Source organism: Chryseobacterium piperi (assembly GCF_002285635.2).
Taxonomy (GTDB): Bacteria; Bacteroidota; Bacteroidia; order Flavobacteriales; family Weeksellaceae; genus Chryseobacterium; species Chryseobacterium piperi.
The window spans coordinates 3637325-3658905 of record NZ_CP023049.2; the positions used below are offsets into that span (position 1 = coordinate 3637325).

The window sequence follows — 21581 nt, forward strand, 5'->3', positions numbered from 1 at the left end:
ATATGTAGAATTTCGAATCTATTAAAAAAAGAATATTTCGGGCACTTTGTCGTTTACTTTATAACAAATTATGTTTTTTTGTTTGTTTTTAACTAAACATTAAGAATATCATTAATATAAAAATGTTTTATATTTGCAAAAATTAATTTTTAAAATAACCATAAATCCATATTCTTTTATGAATAAAAAATTATTGTTTAGCTTCCTTACCGTCCTTGGAACATTGGTGAGTGTCAAAGCACAAAGAAACGAATTGGGGGTTCGTCTAGGTATGAGTAACCTAGTGGGTGATATAGGAAGTACGAGTTATATTTTACAAAAGCCGTTGGATTTAAGCAGAGCTTCAGATTGGGGAATCCCATTTTATGGAGGTATTTTATATAGATTTAATTTTAACCCTTACCAGACTGTTAGATTAGACTTAGGATATAATCAGATTCAGTTTAGTGATAAAGCAGCAAAGGAAGATTACAGAAGAAATAGAAACTCATTTGGAAAGAATAATGTATATGAAGCGAGTTTAATGTTTGAGTATAATTTTTTCCCGGTAAACAATGAGCAGATAAGTATGGTGAGTCCATATATATTTGGAGGGATTGGAGGTTTAATGTTTGATGCACCGAAGGCGACTTTGATCAATGATTTTAGAAGAGATGCAGATGGGGTGGCACAGGCACCAATTAATGAAATGGATTTTACAACAAGAGCAGAATACTCACTGGGGAGAAAAGTAACCGTGCATATTCCTTTTGGAGTTGGATTGAAATATAAATTCAATCATAGCTGGGCAATATTTGCTGAAGCTACTTTTAGATATACATTAACAGATCAGTTAGATCATAGTAAGATATTAACTAAAGATGTGAAGTCCTCTTATAATGCGGATATTTTAAGTCCGAACACAGGAGGGTCCCTACTACAAACGGGAGATTATTATGCTGTTTCTAAAGAAAGAGAAACTGCATTTGTTAATGAAAGAAATATTGGAGATACAAAATCTAAAGACTGGATGAATACCTTTAGTTTAGGGCTTACGTTCTCTTTTGGAAGACCTCCATGTTATTGTGATTAATGAATATGTCGTTGATTAAAGATAAAATAAATTCAGAGAATTTACCAAAACATGTTGCCATTATAATGGATGGTAACGGAAGATGGGCTAAATCTCGTGGCGAAGAAAGAACTTTTGGTCACAAAAATGCTATTAATGCTGTGAGAAATGCCATTAATGCATGTAATGAGATTGATATCCCTTATTTAACATTGTATACATTTTCTTCGGAAAATTGGAATCGGCCTGCTAATGAAGTAAACACTTTAATGAGTTTACTGACAGAAACATTATTGTTAGAAGCCGAGGAGATTTTCAGTAAGGGATTGCGGATGCATGTTATTGGTAATTTGGAAAAACTGCCTCCACTTGTGAAAGATCAGTTAATGAGAGTAGTAGAGCTAACAAAAGAAAACACAAAAGGGAATTTGGTATTAGCCATAAGCTATGGCTCTCAAAATGAGATACTAAATGCTGTAAAAAATATAAGTTCTGATGTAAAAGAAGGAAAGATAGAAGTAGAGAATATTGATGAAAAATTATTCGAAAATTATCTTTATACAAAAGATTTTCCTCCTGTAGATTTGCTTATAAGAACCAGTGGTGAAACAAGAATAAGCAACTTTCTCCTTTGGCAGATCGCCTATGCAGAACTCCAATTTTTAAATGTTCTGTGGCCAGACTTTACAAAAGATATTTTCTTCCAATGTATTGTTGATTATCAAAACAAAGAAAGAAGATATGGCCTAACTGGCGAACAAATAAAAATCCAATAATTTTTAAGAAAAGAAAGACTACGATAAAATGAAGTTTAGACTATTACCCATCATCATGTTTGTTGCTTCTGCACATTTTTATGGACAGGTAACTCCACAGGATAGCACAAAAGTGAGTAACCCTGTGCATGCAGAAAATCAAGCAGGAACTTACGTTCTTAAAGACATTGTTGTAGATGGGGTTAAGAAATATACGCCTGCGCAAATCTTAAGATTTACAGGTTTATCTAAAGGAGAAAATGTGGATATTCCAGGACAAAAAGTTAGCAATGCTATCAAAAAGCTTTGGGACACCCAATCATTTTCTGAAGTAGAAGTTTATGTTCAAAGTATTGAAGGAGAAACGGTAGTTTTGAAATTTTACTTACAGGACCTAAAGGAACTTGGAGAAGTTAAATTTTCCGGAAAGGGAATTGGTAAATCGAAAAGTGAAAAACTGGCGAAAGATAACAACCTTAAACCGGGAACTAAAATTACACAGAATTTAGTTTCAAGTCTTAAAACAAATATTCCGAAAGATTACATCAAAAAAGGATTTGCAGATGCTAAAATTTCCATTCAGGATAAAGTAAATGCAAATGATCCTGCTTTAGTGAATTGGACTATTAATGTAGATAAGGGTAAGAGAATAAAGATCGACCACATCGAGTTCGAAGGGAATGAAAATGTAAGTGATAGACAATTAAGAAATAAAGCTTTCAAAGAAACGAAACAAAAGAGATTCGGTATTGGAGGTATCTTGAAGTCATCGAAATTTATTGAAAGTAAATATCAGGAAGATAAACAAAGCTTGATCAGTTACTATAACTCTTTAGGATATCGAGATGCAACTATTGTTTCAGATTCTGTCTGGAGAAATAAAAAGAATAATTACGAAATTAATGTAAAACTAAAAGAAGGTAAAAAATACTATATCGGAGATGTTACTTTTACCGGAAATACAGTATATGTTACGGAGTATTTACAAAGACTTCTAGGTTATAAAAAAGGGGATATTTACGATGCTGTAGGTTTCAATAAAAAAGTTGGTGAAGACGGAGGAAAAGAAGATGATTCAGATATCAAATCCGTATATATGAATAACGGATACCTTTTCTCAAATGTAACACCGGTTGAAAAATCTGTATCAGGTGACTCTATTAACTTAGAAATTAGAATAAACGAAGGAGAGCAGGCGACATGGAACAGAGTTACCTGGCAAGGGAATACCACAACTCATGACCACGTTATTCTTAGAGCCTTGAGAACGAAACCAGGAGAATTATTTAAGAAAACAGAAATCAAGAGAACTTATTTTGATTTAGCAGGTATGTCCTTTTTCGACCCACAACAAATTGGTCAGGATATTCAGCCAAATCAGCAGGATAATACAGTAGATATAAACTGGAAGCTAGTAGAAAAAGGATCCTCACAGGTTCAGTTGCAAGCTGGTTACGGGGGGAATAGTTTTATCGGAACATTAGGATTGACCTTTAATAATTTCTCATTAAAAAATTTCCTTAAGTTCAAAGACTTCAGGCCGGTACCTCAGGGAGATGGACAGATTCTATCTATTCAGGCGCAGGCTGGTCAGTTTTTCCAGAATTATGGGGTTTCATTTACTGAGCCTTGGTTATTCGGGACAAAACCTACAGCACTTTCTGTAAGTGTCAATAACTCTATCGTTAGGTATAATACATCCATTACTTCTACAAGTACTGATCCATCAAAATTGAATATTTTCTCTGCTTCAGTGGGGTTAAACAGATTATTAAGATGGCCGGATGATTATTTCTCTTTGTATACGGGGCTCCAATATCAGAACTATAACTTTAAAAACTATCCGTTTGACTTTGGGGGATCAACAGAAAACTATGGAAGCGCTAATAACTTAAGCATAAATGTAGGATTAAGCAGAAACTCTGCTGGGATAGATCCAATATTCCCAACAGTAGGTTCTAATATTGAGCTTTCTGCAAAATTCACTCCGCCATACTCATTGTTTAGTAATAAAAATTATGATGCGATGACTCCAGCAGCTAAGTATAAATGGATGGAATTTTACAAGGTTAAATTCAAAGCTGATGTTTATAATGAAATTATTGGAAAGCTGGTATTAAGATCTTCTGCAGAAATGGGATTCATGGATGGGTATAATAAACAATTAGGTGCTCCTCCGTTTGAAAGATTCTATATGGGAGGAACCGGACTTTTCGGAGGAAGGTTTGATGGTAGAGAATTGATTCCTTTAAGAGGTTATCAGAATGCAAGTCAATATGGTGGAGATGGAAGCCAGGGAGATATTACTCCAAGAGGGGGTGGAACTATTTATAATAGATTTACTTTAGAATTAAGGTATCCTATTTCCTTGAATCAAACTGCTAAGATTTATGCATTAACTTTTGCTGAAGGAGGAAATGTTTGGAATTCATGGGGTACTTACAACCCATTCCAGTTAAAAAGATCTGTTGGTGTAGGGGTAAGAGTTTATATGGGTGCTTTCGGGTTAATAGGATTTGACTTCGCTTATGGATTTGATAAGACAGTTTCGGGTCAAATTTCAGGTTGGCAGACACACTTCTTAATGAACCAAACATTATAATTCATAATATGAAGAATTTTAAAATTATTTTCACTTTTGTATTATTTTTGCTTTTTAGTTTTAGCAATGCTCAGAAAATAGGAGTTGTAGACACTGAATATATTTTAAATAAACTTCCACAGTATAAAGAAGCAGAAGCAAGACTGAACTCGCAAATTGATACTTGGCAATCAGAACTTCAGAGTTTGCAGTCTGAATATGAAAAGAAAAGATCAGCTTTTGAAAATGAAAGAGTATTATTGGTAGGAGATCAATTAAAGCTGAGAGAGAAGGAAGTAATGGATTTGGACAAAAACATTAAAACCACGACAAGCTTGCGTTTTGGGACTAGTGGAGAAATTACTAAATTACGATCTAATTTGGTTCAACCTTTTCAAGACCAAATCTGGAATGCTATTAAAACGATGTCTGAGAAAAACGGCTTGGGCATAGTTCTTGATAAAAGCAATAACATTAGTGTTATTTTTCTTCAAAAGAGATATGACTATACCGATAAAGTATTAGATATCCTTTTGAAAGGAACGGAAAAAAATGAAAAAACTAATAAAAGTAAAAAGTAATTAATAATTAACTTTTACTGAAATTAAAGATCTAAAAAACAAATTAAATTATTTATTTACCAGTTATGAAAAAATTAAGTGTATTATTTGCAGCAGTAATGATGGTTGTATCTGTAGGTATGGCAAAAGCTCAAAAAATTGCAACTTTAGATGTTATAGGTGTTCTTAACGCAATGCCTGAAAAGAAAAAAGCAGATGCTGATTTAAAAACTTTCTTAGATGCTAAGCAAGCTGAAATCAAAAAGAAAGCAGATGCTGGACAAGCTAAATTAAAGCAATACTCTGAGGAAGCTCCTAAGAAATCTGCTGAAGAAAACAAAGCAAGAGAAGGTGAGTTAGCAAAAATGCAAGAAGAAATTCAGCAAATGAATGACAAAGCTCAAAAAGATTTTACTGCTAAGCAAGATGCAGCTTATGAGCCTGTTGAGAAAAAATTAAACGAAGCTGTATCTAAAGTAGCTAAAGCTAGCGGATACGACTATATTATGGATGCAAATTCTTCTGCATTTGTTTACAAAGGAGGTGTTGATGCAACTCCAGCTGTAAAAAAAGAATTAGGTGTTCAATAATTTTAACAAATTAACAAACATTTATAAAACTAACCATCTCTTTTAGAGGTGGTTTTTTTATTTTTGCCAAATGGAAAAAGAAGTATCAACAACGGTTAAAGTTAGGTTTAGCGATTGTGATCCGATAGGGCATTTGAATAATGTCAAATATCTGGACTATATGTTTAATGCCAGGGAAGATCATGTAGAAACATTCTATGGCTTTACGTATGAAGAGTACACCAAAAAAACAGGATGTACCTGGATTGCCATACAGAATGAAATTGCCTATTTAAAAGAAGTAAGATATAATACCCAGGTAGTCATTAGCAGTAAGACAATCGATGTGCAGGACAGAACTGCCAAAGTTGAAATTCTGATGAAGAGTCTTGATGAAAAAACTATCCATGCCGTTTTATGGGTTACTGTAATTTATTTTAATGTGAAAACAAGAAAATCGGATATTCATCCGGAAGATGTTAAAGAAATTTTCCATAAGTTTTATGTTGATTTAGAACAAAAAGATTTTCAATCTAGAGTTAAGTTTTTAAGATCTCAAAACGCAAAAAATTCGTAATGAAAAAAATAGTAGTAATTGGAAGTAACGGTCAGCTGGGGAACTGTATCAGAAAAATAGCTCCAGATTTTGAAAATGAATATGAATTTATTTTTACAGATTCAAAAACGTTAGATATTACAGATGAAGGGCAGGTAGATAGCTTCTTTTATGACCATAAGCCGGATTTCTGTATTAATGCATCAGCTTATACTGCTGTAGACCTTGCCGAAACCGAGAAAGACAAAGCATTTGCAGTCAATGCTGAAGGTGTTGCTCACCTGGCTCAGGCATCTTTTGATCATAAAGCCATACTTATACATGTTTCCACAGATTATGTATTTGATGGAGAAACCAATCTGTGCTATTCAGAAGATGATTTTACAAATCCGATTGGCGTATACGGAGAATCAAAACTAAAGGGAGAAGAATTGGCATTGGAGATCAATCCTAAAACAATTATTCTTAGAACTTCGTGGCTATATTCAGAGTTCAATAAAAACTTTGTTAAGACTATGTTGAACTTATTTTCACAAAAACCTGAATTAGGAATTGTAGCGGATCAATTTGGACAACCAACTAATGCTAATGATTTGGCAGAAGCTATTATGGATATTATTAAGGCGCCACAGAAAAGCTTTGGTATTTTCCATTTTTCAAACTACCCTGAAACGACCTGGTTTGAATTTGCAAAGAAAATTGCTGAATTCTCGAAATCTTCCATTAAATTGAATGCTCTAACTACCGAACAATATCCAACTCCGGCAAAAAGGCCAAAGAGAAGTACGATGTGTTTAGATAAAATAGAAGGTACCTATAAAATTGAACCCAAGCATTGGGAAAACAGTTTGGAAGAATGTGTCAATATTCTTTCTCAATAATATATATTATAATATGAAAAATCTTGCAATTGTTATTTTTGTTTTAGCCACTCAGTTTTTTGCTGCACAGAATGTGTACTTAACAAAAGTTGAAAAGACAAATGATAATACGGATAAATTTTTATTTAAAATAAAGGAGGAGATAAAAGACGCCCAATACTTGGGAGAAGTTGAAGTGCAAGGTTTTTCAAAAGATGATGCAGCTATTTTTTCATTGATCTATAAAAAAGCAAAAGAGATTGGTGCTAATACATTTTCTTTACAACCTTTTGAAAATGTTGATGGATCTCCACAGGCTTTTAATCCTGCAAATTATAAACTAAATATGTATTATTTATCCAAAGAGAAGTTAGTTTCACAAACTGGTTATCTGTATTTGTTTGCCTCTTCAGATAGAGATCAGAAAATAAGTATTAATAGAAAAGACTATAATTTGTCTCCCCGATCTTTCCTGAAAATAGAAACAGTACCGGGAGATGTTTATACCATATCTACCAGAAAGCTTTTAGGGTCCACTATAAAACTTCAGCCAAAACAAGGAGAAGTGAATCAATACTTTCAAATCTCAGCCTTAAAAGTAAAATCCGACACTTCCGGAGTAGGAGGATTAAACTTGAAATCCGGAGATATAATTGGTTTGGAAAAATCTTTTGCAGAATTTTTAAGCCTAATATATTCTAAATTAAATTATAAGTAAGCGTTTACTTCTATAATAATTATATATAACCCCCGAATCAATTCGGGGGTTATATATTTTCACTTTGGTTTATAATAAAGATAAACGTTCTGCGAAACCTTTCTATTATCAGGAAACCCCTCCAGGATATGCCATATTGAAATTTTATGATGACGGCTCATTTGAGAATGAATATATAGTACACCACTATTAAGTTATCATATATATATAATAGTAGTGTCACACAAGTAAGCCGGCTTTATGCCGGTTTACTTGTATTTATATACACTATATAGCAGGTAAATTACCCAAGCTCCTGCTTTTTCCACGCTTTCTCTATCTCCCAAAACCTTTTCTCTTCCCTCTTCATTCCCTAGTTCCTAAGCCTTTCTTCCTTGTGCCATTCTGTTTCCCTTGATTCTCTTAAATAAATGTTTAAATTTTTAAAACTGTATTTCAGATAGTTAAGAATAAATATGAATTAAAAGTAAACTTTATGTTAAATAGATTTGGAAGGGTGGGGTAAATAGTGGTAATTTTGCACCACTGAAAACGAGAGATAGTAGGTAGCGCAGAGAACGGTAAACATTAGGAAACAGGCTTAAAAAATAAATGAGAATTTATTTTGATAATAAGAAAAAGTTTGTATCTTTGCAATCCCAATTAAGGGAGCGCAGAAGAAGAGTGGTTAAGGTTTTGGAAGAGTTTAGGGTTAGAAAAAAAGACTTTAAAATTTCTTTAAAAAACATTTGGTCATTTGAAAATAATTAATTACTTTTGCACTCGCAAATATGGAGCGACACTGACAGATAGATTGCTTCATTAAAAAGCGGAAGATATAAAGATCATTGACATACAATATAACAACCAAGTAAGGAAAAACTAAAGCGTCAAAACTTTGAGTGAGTCAGACAAACATACAATGGAGAGTTTGATCCTGGCTCAGGATGAACGCTAGCGGGAGGCCTAACACATGCAAGCCGAGCGGTAGATTGTCTTCGGACAATTGAGAGCGGCGTACGGGTGCGGAACACGTGTGCAACCTGCCTTTATCAGGAGGATAGCCTTTCGAAAGGAAGATTAATACTCCATAATATATCAGATGGCATCATTTGATATTGAAAACTCCGGTGGATAGAGATGGGCACGCGCAAGATTAGATAGTTGGTGAGGTAACGGCTCACCAAGTCTATGATCTTTAGGGGGCCTGAGAGGGTGATCCCCCACACTGGTACTGAGACACGGACCAGACTCCTACGGGAGGCAGCAGTGAGGAATATTGGACAATGGGTGAGAGCCTGATCCAGCCATCCCGCGTGAAGGACGACGGCCCTATGGGTTGTAAACTTCTTTTGTATAGGGATAAACCTTTCCACGTGTGGGAAGCTGAAGGTACTATACGAATAAGCACCGGCTAACTCCGTGCCAGCAGCCGCGGTAATACGGAGGGTGCAAGCGTTATCCGGATTTATTGGGTTTAAAGGGTCCGTAGGCGGACTCGTAAGTCAGTGGTGAAATCTCATAGCTCAACTATGAAACTGCCATTGATACTGCGGGTCTTGAGTAAGGTAGAGGTAGCTGGAATAAGTAGTGTAGCGGTGAAATGCATAGATATTACTTAGAACACCAATTGCGAAGGCAGGTTACCATGTCTTAACTGACGCTGATGGACGAAAGCGTGGGGAGCGAACAGGATTAGATACCCTGGTAGTCCACGCCGTAAACGATGCTAACTCGTTTTTGGGGCTTCGGCTTCAGAGACTAAGCGAAAGTGATAAGTTAGCCACCTGGGGAGTACGAACGCAAGTTTGAAACTCAAAGGAATTGACGGGGGCCCGCACAAGCGGTGGATTATGTGGTTTAATTCGATGATACGCGAGGAACCTTACCAAGGCTTAAATGGGAATTGACAGGCTTAGAAATAGGCTTTTCTTCGGACAATTTTCAAGGTGCTGCATGGTTGTCGTCAGCTCGTGCCGTGAGGTGTTAGGTTAAGTCCTGCAACGAGCGCAACCCCTGTCACTAGTTGCTACCATTAAGTTGAGGACTCTAGTGAGACTGCCTACGCAAGTAGAGAGGAAGGTGGGGATGACGTCAAATCATCACGGCCCTTACGCCTTGGGCCACACACGTAATACAATGGCCAGTACAGAGGGCTGCTACCAGGTGACTGGATGCTAATCTCGAAAGCTGGTCTCAGTTCGGATTGGAGTCTGCAACTCGACTCTATGAAGCTGGAATCGCTAGTAATCGCGCATCAGCCATGGCGCGGTGAATACGTTCCCGGGCCTTGTACACACCGCCCGTCAAGCCATGGAAGTCTGGGGTACCTGAAGTCGGTGACCGTAACAGGAGCTGCCTAGGGTAAAACAGGTAACTAGGGCTAAGTCGTAACAAGGTAGCCGTACCGGAAGGTGCGGCTGGAACATCTCATTTTAGAGCGTCTTAAAGACGATAAACAAAATTAAGGTACTTCAATGTACCATGTACTTACTTAAAGAGAAGCTTTAGTTTTTTATTTGGTTGATTATATATAAAAAAATACAAACCCACTAGAAATTAGTAAACGGGAAGGGAGCGATAGAGAGAACAATGATAAGGCAGTATATAGATTACTAAATTACTCATTACCCATCACTCATAAAGAGTCTCGTAGCTCAGCTGGTTAGAGCGCTACACTGATAATGTAGAGGTCGGCAGTTCGAGCCTGCCCGAGACTACTAATTTTGAGTATAGGAGTTTGAGAGTATTAGAGAGAATGAGTTAACGCTCGGGACTTTCTAACACAATCATTCACCAACTCAACTAGAGGGGGAATTAGCTCAGCTGGCTAGAGCGCCTGCCTTGCACGCAGGAGGTCAAGGGTTCGACTCCCTTATTCTCCACAGTTTTGCGCGTTTGATTTAAAAGTATAATGGATAGAGCCAAAACAAATATCCATTTATCATACAAGCAGAAAGACATTAAGATCATTGACATTAACGGTAAAAATATCACAAAGAGAAAACCGAGCGCAACTAAGCGTTTGAGTTTACAAAAATACTTTGACATAGTAATATGTCATAAAAAAAACTAAACTAATTAATAATTAGGAAAGAAATCGTTAAGGGCGTATGGCGGATGCCTAGGCTTTCAGAGGCGAAGAAGGACGTGGTAAGCTGCGAAAAGCTGCGGGGATTGGCACACACGAATTGATCCGCAGATGTCCGAATGGGGCAACCCGGCATGTTGAAGACATGTCACTCTAAATTTATTTAGAGAGCAAACCCGGAGAACTGAAACATCTAAGTACCCGGAGGAAAAGAAATCGAAGAGATTCCGTAAGTAGTGGCGAGCGAAAGCGGATTAGCCCAAAAGTCATTATATGTTTAAAAGAATGTTCTGGAAAGAACAGCCATAGAGGGTGATAGCCCCGTATTTGAAAGGCATATTTTGATGATAAATGAGTAGGGCGGGACACGTGAAATCCTGTCTGAATATGGGGGGACCATCCTCCAAGGCTAAATACTCCTGAAAGACCGATAGTGAACAAGTACTGTGAAGGAAAGGTGAAAAGCACTTCGAATAGAAGGGTGAAATAGAACCTGAAACCGTACGCCTACAAGCGGTCGGAGCCCACATGTTGGGTGACGGCGTGCCTTTTGCATAATGAGCCTACGAGTTAATTTTACTAGCGAGGTTAAGGACTTCAGGTCCGGAGCCGGAGCGAAAGCGAGTCTGAATAGGGCGCATAGTTAGTAGGATTAGACGCGAAACCTTGTGATCTACCCATGGGCAGGTTGAAGCTCTGGTAACACAGAGTGGAGGACCGAACCGGTTGACGTTGAAAAGTCTTCGGATGACCTGTGGGTAGGGGTGAAAGGCCAATCAAACTGGGAGATAGCTCGTACTCCCCGAAATGCATTTAGGTGCAGCGTCGTATATAAGTTTATTAGAGGTAGAGCTACTGATTGGATGCGGGGGTTTCACCACCTACCAATTCCTGACAAACTCCGAATGCTAATAAATGTTCTACGGCAGTGAGGGCATGGGTGCTAAGGTCCATGTCCGAGAGGGAAAGAACCCAGACCAACAGCTAAGGTCCCCAAATATATGTTAAGTTGAAGCAACGCGGTTGGACTGCATTGACAGCTAGGATGTTGGCTTGGAAGCAGCCATTCATTTAAAGAGTGCGTAACAGCTCACTAGTCGAGCGGTCCGGCATGGATAATAATCGGGCATAAACATATTACCGAAGCTATGGATTTATAATTTAGAATTATATCTGGTAGGGGAGCATTCTATTTGCGCCGAAGCAGTATCGTGAGGTATTGTGGAGCGGATAGAAAAGAAAATGTAGGCATAAGTAACGATAAAGGGGGCGAGAAACCCCCTCACCGAAAGACTAAGGTTTCCTCAGCCATGCTAATCAGCTGAGGGTTAGTCGGGACCTAACGCGAACCCGAAAGGGGTAGTGGATGGACAATGGGTTAATATTCCCATACTTGCTCACACTAAAAAGGGGACGGAGTGCCGTACTTGCTGGAGACTGACGGAATAGTCAAGGCCTAGCCTTCGGGCGAAGCTGCTGCAGGGAAAGTGCTTCCAAGAAAAGCCGAAGTGAAGCAACCCGTACCAAAACCGACACAGGTAGTCGAGGAGAGAATCCTAAGGTGCTAGAGTGAATCATGGTTAAGGAACTAGGCAAAATAGTCTCGTAACTTCGGAAGAAGAGACGCCATCAGCAATGGTGGCCGCAGTGAAGAGGCCCAGGCGACTGTTTATCAAAAACACAGGACTCTGCTAAATCGAAAGATGCTGTATAGGGTCTGACACCTGCCCGGTGCTGGAAGGTTAAGGAAGGGCGTTAGCGTAAGCGAAGCGTTTGACTGAAGCCCCAGTAAACGGCGGCCGTAACTATAACGGTCCTAAGGTAGCGAAATTCCTTGTCGGGTAAGTTCCGACCTGCACGAATGGTGTAACGATCTGGGCACTGTCTCAACCATGAGCTCTGTGAAATTGTAGTATCGGTGAAGATGCCGATTACCCGCAATGGGACGAAAAGACCCTGTGAACCTTTACTATAACTTCGTATTGACTTTGAGTAAGTAATGTGTAGGATAGGTGGGAGACTATGAAGCTGGCACGCTAGTGTTGGTGGAGTCGACGTTGAAATACCACCCTTTACTTACTTGGAGCCTAACTTCTTTTAGAAGGACATTGCGTGGTGGGTAGTTTGACTGGGGTGGTCGCCTCCAAAAGAGTAACGGAGGCTTTCAAAGGTACCCTCAGCACGCTTGGTAACCGTGCGTAGAGTGTAATGGCATAAGGGTGCTTGACTGTGAGACCTACAAGTCGATCAGGTGCGAAAGCAGGACATAGTGATCCGGTGGTTCCGTATGGAAGGGCCATCGCTCATAGGATAAAAGGTACTCCGGGGATAACAGGCTAGTCTCCCCCAAGAGCTCACATCGACGGGGAGGTTCGGCACCTCGATGTCGGCTCGTCACATCCTGGGGCTGGAGAAGGTCCCAAGGGTTGGGCTGTTCGCCCATTAAAGTGGCACGCGAGCTGGGTTCAGAACGTCGTGAGACAGTTCGGTCTCTATCTATTGCGGGCGTTAGATGTTTGAGAGGGCTTGATTCTAGTACGAGAGGACCGAATTGAACAAACCTCTGGTGTATCAGTTGTACCGCCAGGTGCACCGCTGAGTAGCTACGTTTGGAAGAGATAAGCACTGAAAGCATATAAGTGCGAAACTCGCCTCAAGATGAGACATCTTTTAAGGGTCGTGGGAGATGACCACGTTGATAGGCTATAGGTGTAAAGTTGGTAACAGCATAGCCGAGTAGTACTAATTACCCGTAGATTTATAGCCTAATTGGCAGCACTTAGTTGCGCAGTAAAGGTTTTGTCTTTGTGAACGTTTTTATCGATTAAAACCAGAAGTTAGCAAATAGAATTTAGAAGTTAGAGAATGATCTAACCTCTAATGACTAAAGTCTAACCTCTTATATAAAGCCTTTAGGGTGGTTTTAGCGGTGGGGCTCACCTGTTCCCATTCCGAACACAGAAGTTAAGCCCACCAGCGCCGATGGTACTGCGAAAGCGGGAGAGTAGGTCGCCGCCAGTTTTTATTAAAAAGTCTCATACATTTATTTGTATGAGACTTTTTTTGTTATAGACATAGACGAACTACTACTACTAGAATACTACATACTAGAAAAAGGTAGGTGGCAGATGATAGGTAATAGGTAATAGGTAATAGGTAATAGGTAATAGGTAATAGGTTGTAGGGATTAGGATTTAGGTAAAAGAAAAGTAACTAGTAACTCTTATCAACTAATCTTAAAAAAGCTTTATCTATAGAAGTGTGCTTTTGCCTGTCTTCAATAGGTATGAAAATCAAATGACTTTAGCTTAAACTTAGAGTCCTACACATGTTCTGTCCTTAATAGAGATAAATTAACAGGATAATTTTAAACGTTATATATCTATTTCTGTTTCAACTATTGAGGTATGAAGTTGTAGGACTTATACTCATATCTTCCATTACGTAATGATCGCTTTCGAATATATTATTTACTTTTAAATACTCTGAGCAATCAAAAAGTTGCAACCAAAATTGAAGTTCTAAATATTAATAATACCAGACTTTTCTTCTTAAACTATTTTATATAGCTCCTGATACTTAAATCAAAATCTATAAAATAACTGTATCCATTAGATTATTATAAATAATTTGATGAGTGAGCTGCCTGGAAAAATGATTATATGTGGGAGGAATAAAAGACAGATAGGCGATTTTTTTTCCTTACGAATAGGTTCCAGCTTTTAATTGTTGTCTGTGGCAACTATAGTAATATCATAATTCTTATATTATAAAACTAATATATTGGCAAAACAACGTACTGCGTTCAAATATCAGAATGAATACCATTCATAAATAATATAAGTACCATAATAAATAATGTTCCTAATACTTATAAGAAAGTGGAACTAGTTTTATCGAATTAGTGTATTTTTCATTCCATAAATAGAACTAGTTCAATAAAGCTTTTAATTTGGTCTACTAGAAACTACTGAATAATATTCCTTAATATTAATCTTTCCTCTTAAACATTACCGACTTTACAGAATAGTTTTACATTTTCATCTTATCCAAATTAGTATAATTTTTTTATTCCTCCATATTTGTTCTTAAATAAGATTCATTTTTCTCGTCGGGGTTCATTATTCCGATATTAATTAGATCTCTTTATCATATTTACTTCCCTTTTTCCACGCTTTCTTTATCTCGCAAAACCTTTTCTCTTCCCCTTTCATTCTCTAATTCCTAATCCCTTCTTCCTTGTCTCTTTCTCTTTTGCCTGATTCTCTTAAATAAATGTTTAAATTTTTAAAACTGTATTTCAGATAGTTAAGAATAAATATGAATTAAAAGTAAACTTTATGTTAAATAGATTTGGAAGGGTGGGGTAAATAGTGGTAATTTTGCACCACTGAAAACGAGAGATAGTAGGTAGCGCAGAGAACGGTAAACATTAGGAAACAGGCTTAAAAAATAAATGAGAATTTATTTTGATAATAAGAAAAAGTTTGTATCTTTGCAATCCCAATTAAGGGAGCGCAGAAGAAGAGTGGTTAAGGTTTTGGAAGAGTTTAGGGTTAGAAAAAAAGACTTTAAAATTTCTTTAAAAAACATTTGGTCATTTGAAAATAATTAATTACTTTTGCACTCGCAAATATGGAGCGACACTGACAGATAGATTGCTTCATTAAAAAGCGGAAGATATAAAGATCATTGACATACAATATAACAACCAAGTAAGGAAAAACTAAAGCGTCAAAACTTTGAGTGAGTCAGACAAACATACAATGGAGAGTTTGATCCTGGCTCAGGATGAACGCTAGCGGGAGGCCTAACACATGCAAGCCGAGCGGTAGATTGTCTTCGGACAATTGAGAGCGGCGTACGGGTGCGGAACACGTGTGCAACCTGCCTTTATCAGGAGGATAGCCTTTCGAAAGGAAGATTAATACTCCATAATATATCAGATGGCATCATTTGATATTGAAAACTCCGGTGGATAGAGATGGGCACGCGCAAGATTAGATAGTTGGTGAGGTAACGGCTCACCAAGTCTATGATCTTTAGGGGGCCTGAGAGGGTGATCCCCCACACTGGTACTGAGACACGGACCAGACTCCTACGGGAGGCAGCAGTGAGGAATATTGGACAATGGGTGAGAGCCTGATCCAGCCATCCCGCGTGAAGGACGACGGCCCTATGGGTTGTAAACTTCTTTTGTATAGGGATAAACCTTTCCACGTGTGGGAAGCTGAAGGTACTATACGAATAAGCACCGGCTAACTCCGTGCCAGCAGCCGCGGTAATACGGAGGGTGCAAGCGTTATCCGGATTTATTGGGTTTAAAGGGTCCGTAGGCGGACTCGTAAGTCAGTGGTGAAATCTCATAGCTCAACTATGAAACTGCCATTGATACTGCGGGTCTTGAGTAAGGTAGAGGTAGCTGGAATAAGTAGTGTAGCGGTGAAATGCATAGATATTACTTAGAACACCAATTGCGAAGGCAGGTTACCATGTCTTAACTGACGCTGATGGACGAAAGCGTGGGGAGCGAACAGGATTAGATACCCTGGTAGTCCACGCCGTAAACGATGCTAACTCGTTTTTGGGGCTTCGGCTTCAGAGACTAAGCGAAAGTGATAAGTTAGCCACCTGGGGAGTACGAACGCAAGTTTGAAACTCAAAGGAATTGACGGGGGCCCGCACAAGCGGTGGATTATGTGGTTTAATTCGATGATACGCGAGGAACCTTACCAAGGCTTAAATGGGAATTGACAGGCTTAGAAATAGGCTTTTCTTCGGACAATTTTCAAGGTGCTGCATGGTTGTCGTCAGCTCGTGCCGTGAGGTGTTAGGTTAAGTCCTGCAACGAGCGCAACCCCTGTCACTAGTTGCTACCATTAAGTTGAGGACTCTAGTGAGACTGCCTACGCAAGTAGAGAGGAAGGTGGGGATGACGTCAAATCATCACGGCCCTTACGCCTTGGGCCACACACGTAATACAATGGCCAGTACAGAGGGCTGCTACCAGGTGACTGGATGCTAATCTCGAAAGCTGGTCTCAGTTCGGATTGGAGTCTGCAACTCGACTCTATGAAGCTGGAATCGCTAGTAATCGCGCATCAGCCATGGCGCGGTGAATACGTTCCCGGGCCTTGTACACACCGCCCGTCAAGCCATGGAAGTCTGGGGTACCTGAAGTCGGTGACCGTAACAGGAGCTGCCTAGGGTAAAACAGGTAACTAGGGCTAAGTCGTAACAAGGTAGCCGTACCGGAAGGTGCGGCTGGAACATCTCATTTTAGAGCGTCTTAAAGACGATAAACAAAATTAAGGTACTTCAATGTACCATGTACTTACTTAAAGAGAAGCTTTAGTTTTTTATTTGGTTGATTATATATAAAAAATACAAACCCACTAGAAATTAGTAAACGGGAAGGGAGCGATAGAGAGAACAATGATAAGGCAGTATATAGATTACTAAATTACTCATTACCCATCACTCATAAAGAGTCTCGTAGCTCAGCTGGTTAGAGCGCTACACTGATAATGTAGAGGTCGGCAGTTCGAGCCTGCCCGAGACTACTAATTTTGAGTATAGGAGTTTGAGAGTATTAGAGAGAATGAGTTAACGCTCGGGACTTTCTAACACAATCATTCACCAACTCAACTAGAGGGGGAATTAGCTCAGCTGGCTAGAGCGCCTGCCTTGCACGCAGGAGGTCAAGGGTTCGACTCCCTTATTCTCCACAGTTTTGCGCGTTTGATTTAAAAGTATAATGGATAGAGCCAAAACAAATATCCATTTATCATACAAGCAGAAAGACATTAAGATCATTGACATTAACGGTAAAAATATCACAAAGAGAAAACCGAGCGCAACTAAGCGTTTGAGTTTACAAAAATACTTTGACATAGTAATATGTCATAAAAAAAACTAAACTAATTAATAATTAGGAAAGAAATCGTTAAGGGCGTATGGCGGATGCCTAGGCTTTCAGAGGCGAAGAAGGACGTGGTAAGCTGCGAAAAGCTGCGGGGATTGGCACACACGAATTGATCCGCAGATGTCCGAATGGGGCAACCCGGCATGTTGAAGACATGTCACTCTAAATTTATTTAGAGAGCAAACCCGGAGAACTGAAACATCTAAGTACCCGGAGGAAAAGAAATCGAAGAGATTCCGTAAGTAGTGGCGAGCGAAAGCGGATTAGCCCAAAAGTCATTATATGTTTAAAAGAATGTTCTGGAAAGAACAGCCATAGAGGGTGATAGCCCCGTATTTGAAAGGCATATTTTGATGATAAATGAGTAGGGCGGGACACGTGAAATCCTGTCTGAATATGGGGGGACCATCCTCCAAGGCTAAATACTCCTGAAAGACCGATAGTGAACAAGTACTGTGAAGGAAAGGTGAAAAGCACTTCGAATAGAAGGGTGAAATAGAACCTGAAACCGTACGCCTACAAGCGGTCGGAGCCCACATGTTGGGTGACGGCGTGCCTTTTGCATAATGAGCCTACGAGTTAATTTTACTAGCGAGGTTAAGGACTTCAGGTCCGGAGCCGGAGCGAAAGCGAGTCTGAATAGGGCGCATAGTTAGTAGGATTAGACGCGAAACCTTGTGATCTACCCATGGGCAGGTTGAAGCTCTGGTAACACAGAGTGGAGGACCGAACCGGTTGACGTTGAAAAGTCTTCGGATGACCTGTGGGTAGGGGTGAAAGGCCAATCAAACTGGGAGATAGCTCGTACTCCCCGAAATGCATTTAGGTGCAGCGTCGTATATAAGTTTATTAGAGGTAGAGCTACTGATTGGATGCGGGGGTTTCACCACCTACCAATTCCTGACAAACTCCGAATGCTAATAAATGTTCTACGGCAGTGAGGGCATGGGTGCTAAGGTCCATGTCCGAGAGGGAAAGAACCCAGACCAACAGCTAAGGTCCCCAAATATATGTTAAGTTGAAGCAACGCGGTTGGACTGCATTGACAGCTAGGATGTTGGCTTGGAAGCAGCCATTCATTTAAAGAGTGCGTAACAGCTCACTAGTCGAGCGGTCCGGCATGGATAATAATCGGGCATAAACATATTACCGAAGCTATGGATTTATAATTTAGAATTATATCTGGTAGGGGAGCATTCTATTTGCGCCGAAGCAGTATCGTGAGGTATTGTGGAGCGGATAGAAAAGAAAATGTAGGCATAAGTAACGATAAAGGGGGCGAGAAACCCCCTCACCGAAAGACTAAGGTTTCCTCAGCCATGCTAATCAGCTGAGGGTTAGTCGGGACCTAACGCGAACCCGAAAGGGGTAGTGGATGGACAATGGGTTAATATTCCCATACTTGCTCACACTAAAAAGGGGACGGAGTGCCGTACTTGCTGGAGACTGACGGAATAGTCAAGGCCTAGCCTTCGGGCGAAGCTGCTGCAGGGAAAGTGCTTCCAAGAAAAGCCGAAGTGAAGCAACCCGTACCAAAACCGACACAGGTAGTCGAGGAGAGAATCCTAAGGTGCTAGAGTGAATCATGGTTAAGGAACTAGGCAAAATAGTCTCGTAACTTCGGAAGAAGAGACGCCATCAGCAATGGTGGCCGCAGTGAAGAGGCCCAGGCGACTGTTTATCAAAAACACAGGACTCTGCTAAATCGAAAGATGCTGTATAGGGTCTGACACCTGCCCGGTGCTGGAAGGTTAAGGAAGGGCGTTAGCGTAAGCGAAGCGTTTGACTGAAGCCCCAGTAAACGGCGGCCGTAACTATAACGGTCCTAAGGTAGCGAAATTCCTTGTCGGGTAAGTTCCGACCTGCACGAATGGTGTAACGATCTGGGCACTGTCTCAACCATGAGCTCTGTGAAATTGTAGTATCGGTGAAGATGCCGATTACCCGCAATGGGACGAAAAGACCCTGTGAACCTTTACTATAACTTCGTATTGACTTTGAGTAAGTAATGTGTAGGATAGGTGGGAGACTATGAAGCTGGCACGCTAGTGTTGGTGGAGTCGACGTTGAAATACCACCCTTTACTTACTTGGAGCCTAACTTCTTTTAGAAGGACATTGCGTGGTGGGTAGTTTGACTGGGGTGGTCGCCTCCAAAAGAGTAACGGAGGCTTTCAAAGGTACCCTCAGCACGCTTGGTAACCGTGCGTAGAGTGTAATGGCATAAGGGTGCTTGACTGTGAGACCTACAAGTCGATCAGGTGCGAAAGCAGGACATAGTGATCCGGTGGTTCCGTATGGAAGGGCCATCGCTCATAGGATAAAAGGTACTCCGGGGATAACAGGCTAGTCTCCCCCAAGAGCTCACATCGACGGGGAGGTTCGGCACCTCGATGTCGGCTCGTCACATCCTGGGGCTGGAGAAGGTCCCAAGGGTTGGGCTGTTCGCCCATTAAAGTGGCACGCGAGCTGGGTTCAGAACGTCGTGAGACAGTTCGGTCTCTATCTATTGCGGGCGTTAGATGTTTGAGAGGGCTTGATTCTAGTACGAGAGGACCGAATTGAACAAACCTCTGGTGTATCAGTTGTACCGCCAGGTGCACCGCTGAGTAGCTACGTTTGGAAGAGATAAGCACTGAAAGCATATAAGTGCGAAACTCGCCTCAAGATGAGACATCTTTTAAGGGTCGTGGGAGATGACCACGTTGATAGGCTATAGGTGTAAAGTTGGTAACAGCATAGCCGAGTAGTACTAATTACCCGTAGATTTATAGCCTAATTGGCAGCACTTAGTTGCGCAGTAAAGGTTTTGTCTTTGTGAACGTTTTTATCGATTAAAACCAGAAGTTAGCAAATAGAATTTAGAAGTTAGAGAATGATCTAACCTCTAATGACTAAAGTCTAACCTCTTATATAAAGCCTTTAGGGTGGTTTTAGCGGTGGGGCTCACCTGTTCCCATTCCGAACACAGAAGTTAAGCCCACCAGCGCCGATGGTACTGCGAAAGCGGGAGAGTAGGTCGCCGCCAGTTTTTATTAAAAAGTCTCATACATTTATTTGTATGAGACTTTTTTTGTTATAGACATAGACGAACTACTACTACTAGAATACTACATACTAGAAAAAGGTAGGTGGCAGATGATAGGTAATAGGTGGCAGGAGGAATTAGTGATTAGAATTTAGGTAAATGGAAAGTAACTAATAACTGACAACCGACAACTAAAAACTAACAACACTCAACTCTTACCAACATTACCTAAACTCTTTTCGTAGAAATAAACCCACATTGGTTTTGGTTACAGGATTTAAGCCATATTGGTCAAAATCTGTAGCAAGCCCATATTGAAAGGATTTGTGATCCAGCCCTATTCGTAATTGTTGCTGACTTCTGCGATGTAGTTTAAAATCTAACCAGCTTGTGGTTGCCAACAGCTGAGTAAAGAGCTGATAATCCCGAGTAAGAGGGAATCGGTAATTGACCATTATAATGGCTTCCCGTAAAGGAATGTTAATCACCATATAAGAAAGGAATATGGTCGCAAATAATCTTGGGGTACGTTTAGAGTACTGTACTGCTAAAAAAGGAGTAATTCCAGTAGTGTTAACGAATTTCATTCCAACACCAGCGGCAAAAGGACCTGCATAATTATAGGTTACAGCCATATTGGTAAATACTTCATCAAATCGCCGGTCCTTTTTAGTGTAAAAGCTGTGTACAGCTGTTATATTAAGAAGATTAAATTTCTTTTGCCGATCAATCTTTTTTGAAACAATAGCAGACATTAATACTTTTCGATAGCCCACGTCAAGCTCAGCCTGAATTATTGGTGGGGGTGGAATGCTATCATGAGCGATTTGTGCCTGAAATAAAAATGATAGGAGTAAAAAGAAATAGCTAAAGTTTTTTTTATACAAATACATAAGGATATAAATTAAG

The 21581-nt window shown here is 39.8% G+C and carries 9 protein-coding genes, 4 tRNA genes and 6 rRNA genes; 18 read left to right on the forward strand and 1 reads right to left on the reverse strand.

Annotated elements, in window-relative coordinates; genetic code table 11:
• Nucleotides 1–178 precede the first annotated feature (178 nt).
• The 18 genes from porG (at nucleotide 179) to rrf (CJF12_RS16010) (ending at nucleotide 20675) form a co-directional block, all read left to right on the forward strand.
• Nucleotides 179–1072, forward strand: a complete 894-nt coding sequence (gene porG, locus CJF12_RS15920; protein ID WP_034685931.1) for a type IX secretion system protein PorG — start codon at nucleotides 179–181, stop codon at nucleotides 1070–1072.
• Nucleotides 1073–1077: 5 nt separating this feature from the next.
• Entirely contained in the window at nucleotides 1078–1827 is a 750-nt protein-coding gene (gene uppS, locus CJF12_RS15925) for a polyprenyl diphosphate synthase (RefSeq protein WP_034685947.1), read from the forward strand.
• 28 nt (nucleotides 1828–1855) lie between these two features.
• The gene (gene bamA, locus CJF12_RS15930) at nucleotides 1856–4408 is read left to right on the forward strand and encodes an outer membrane protein assembly factor BamA (RefSeq protein WP_034685933.1); all 2553 of its coding nucleotides are present in this window, start codon (nucleotides 1856–1858) and stop codon (nucleotides 4406–4408) included.
• A gap of 8 nt (nucleotides 4409–4416) precedes the next feature.
• Nucleotides 4417–4968 (forward strand): OmpH family outer membrane protein, encoded by a 552-nt coding sequence (locus CJF12_RS15935; RefSeq protein ID WP_034685950.1) that lies wholly within the window; start codon nucleotides 4417–4419, stop codon nucleotides 4966–4968.
• A 65-nt stretch (nucleotides 4969–5033) separates the two neighbouring features.
• Nucleotides 5034–5537 carry an OmpH family outer membrane protein gene (locus CJF12_RS15940; protein ID WP_034685935.1) on the forward strand — a complete coding sequence of 168 codons (504 nt, stop codon included), beginning with the start codon at nucleotides 5034–5036 and terminating at the stop codon, nucleotides 5535–5537.
• 70 nt (nucleotides 5538–5607) lie between these two features.
• A complete protein-coding gene (locus CJF12_RS15945; protein WP_034685937.1) occupies nucleotides 5608–6093 on the forward strand; it encodes an acyl-CoA thioesterase in 486 nt (161 codons plus the stop codon).
• Entirely contained in the window at nucleotides 6093–6953 is an 861-nt protein-coding gene (gene rfbD, locus CJF12_RS15950) for a dTDP-4-dehydrorhamnose reductase (RefSeq protein ID WP_034685939.1), read from the forward strand. Before CJF12_RS15945 ends, rfbD begins: the two co-directional genes overlap by 1 nt.
• Nucleotides 6954–6966: 13 nt before the next feature.
• Nucleotides 6967–7650 carry a hypothetical protein gene (locus CJF12_RS15955; protein WP_034685940.1) on the forward strand — a complete coding sequence of 228 codons (684 nt, stop codon included), beginning with the start codon at nucleotides 6967–6969 and terminating at the stop codon, nucleotides 7648–7650.
• Between the two features lie 898 nt (nucleotides 7651–8548).
• Nucleotides 8549–10065: ribosomal RNA gene (locus CJF12_RS15965) — 16S ribosomal RNA — on the forward strand.
• 210 nt (nucleotides 10066–10275) lie between these two features.
• A tRNA-Ile gene (locus CJF12_RS15970) sits at nucleotides 10276–10349 on the forward strand.
• A 91-nt stretch (nucleotides 10350–10440) separates the two neighbouring features.
• A tRNA-Ala gene (locus CJF12_RS15975) sits at nucleotides 10441–10514 on the forward strand.
• Between the two features lie 208 nt (nucleotides 10515–10722).
• Nucleotides 10723–13486, forward strand: a 23S ribosomal RNA gene (locus CJF12_RS15980).
• A 147-nt stretch (nucleotides 13487–13633) separates the two neighbouring features.
• Nucleotides 13634–13741: ribosomal RNA gene (rrf, locus tag CJF12_RS15985) — 5S ribosomal RNA — on the forward strand.
• Between the two features lie 1742 nt (nucleotides 13742–15483).
• Nucleotides 15484–17000, forward strand: a 16S ribosomal RNA gene (locus CJF12_RS15990).
• A gap of 209 nt (nucleotides 17001–17209) precedes the next feature.
• Nucleotides 17210–17283, forward strand: a tRNA-Ile gene (locus tag CJF12_RS15995).
• Nucleotides 17284–17374: 91 nt separating this feature from the next.
• A tRNA-Ala gene (locus CJF12_RS16000) sits at nucleotides 17375–17448 on the forward strand.
• A 208-nt stretch (nucleotides 17449–17656) separates the two neighbouring features.
• Nucleotides 17657–20420 (forward strand): 23S ribosomal RNA (locus CJF12_RS16005).
• A 147-nt stretch (nucleotides 20421–20567) separates the two neighbouring features.
• Nucleotides 20568–20675: ribosomal RNA gene (rrf, locus tag CJF12_RS16010) — 5S ribosomal RNA — on the forward strand.
• The 16S, 23S and 5S rRNA genes sit together here with 4 tRNA genes alongside, the layout of an rRNA operon.
• Before the next feature lie 221 nt (nucleotides 20676–20896).
• Here rrf (CJF12_RS16010) and CJF12_RS16015 read toward each other — a convergent pair.
• Entirely contained in the window at nucleotides 20897–21565 is a 669-nt protein-coding gene (locus tag CJF12_RS16015) for a hypothetical protein (protein ID WP_034682748.1), read from the reverse strand.
• Nucleotides 21566–21581 lie beyond the last annotated feature (16 nt).

Coding starts and splice junctions, on each gene's coding strand:
- porG (WP_034685931.1), top strand. CDS start 179: ATGAATAAAAAATTATTGTTTAGCTTCCTTACCGTCCTTGGAACATTG.
- uppS (WP_034685947.1), top strand. CDS start 1,078: ATGTCGTTGATTAAAGATAAAATAAATTCAGAGAATTTACCAAAACAT.
- bamA (WP_034685933.1), top strand. CDS start 1,856: ATGAAGTTTAGACTATTACCCATCATCATGTTTGTTGCTTCTGCACAT.
- CJF12_RS15935 (WP_034685950.1), top strand. CDS start 4,417: ATGAAGAATTTTAAAATTATTTTCACTTTTGTATTATTTTTGCTTTTT.
- CJF12_RS15940 (WP_034685935.1), top strand. CDS start 5,034: ATGAAAAAATTAAGTGTATTATTTGCAGCAGTAATGATGGTTGTATCT.
- CJF12_RS15945 (WP_034685937.1), top strand. CDS start 5,608: ATGGAAAAAGAAGTATCAACAACGGTTAAAGTTAGGTTTAGCGATTGT.
- rfbD (WP_034685939.1), top strand. CDS start 6,093: ATGAAAAAAATAGTAGTAATTGGAAGTAACGGTCAGCTGGGGAACTGT.
- CJF12_RS15955 (WP_034685940.1), top strand. CDS start 6,967: ATGAAAAATCTTGCAATTGTTATTTTTGTTTTAGCCACTCAGTTTTTT.
- CJF12_RS16015 (WP_034682748.1), bottom strand. CDS start 21,565: ATGTATTTGTATAAAAAAAACTTTAGCTATTTCTTTTTACTCCTATCA.